The organism is Bacillus sp. GMs2/2 (genome assembly GCF_050172095.1).
Taxonomy (GTDB): Bacteria; Bacillota; Bacilli; order Bacillales; family Bacillaceae_G; genus Bacillus_A; species Bacillus_A cereus.
The window spans coordinates 1-495 of the sequence record NZ_JBNLYE010000780.1 but is presented as its reverse complement, the minus strand read 5'-3'; the positions used below and the strand labels follow the sequence as shown (position 1 = coordinate 495).

Below are 495 nucleotides of genomic sequence, written 5' to 3'. Positions count from 1 at the left end.
AGGGGAATTTCCTATATTTAAAATAGGAGAAAATAAAATAGATTGGTCAGGAAACATTCAATTTATGTCCATTCGACCAAGGTGGAGATTTATATGATTACATTATATAAGCCAAATGAGACGGATTTTACACATAATGGCATAGGAGTTTTGGACAAACATATGTATCATGCAACTGTTGCGGAAGAACTCAACGGTTTATTTGCATTTACGTTTAGTTATCCGTTGTTTGCTCCACACGGCATAGAAATAGATGGTATGAGCATCATTAAAGTTCCAACCCCCGATGGTGAACAGCTATTCCGAGTAGTAACTCCTAAAATCAGTATGGGTGAGATGACAGCGCAATGTTATCACATCTTTTACGATTTAACAGAAAATCTGATTGAAGATATTTTTGCTGAATCAACAAATGGCAATGGAGCTATGAATCGAATGTCCACAGGATGCCAATATAAGCATCCCTTTACTTTTTATTCGGATATTCCTACTATT

At 35.8% G+C, this 495-nt stretch carries 1 protein-coding gene and 1 pseudogene; both read left to right on the top strand.

Annotated features, from left to right (window positions below):
• Positions 1-97 (top strand): annotated as a pseudogene (locus ACQGS6_RS29485) (phage tail protein); the annotation flags it as partial.
• The coding region (locus ACQGS6_RS29480) for a phage tail spike protein (RefSeq protein WP_426966110.1) at positions 94-495 on the top strand (402 nt) is incomplete at its 3' end. The pseudogene ACQGS6_RS29485 and the gene ACQGS6_RS29480, both read left to right, overlap by 4 nt.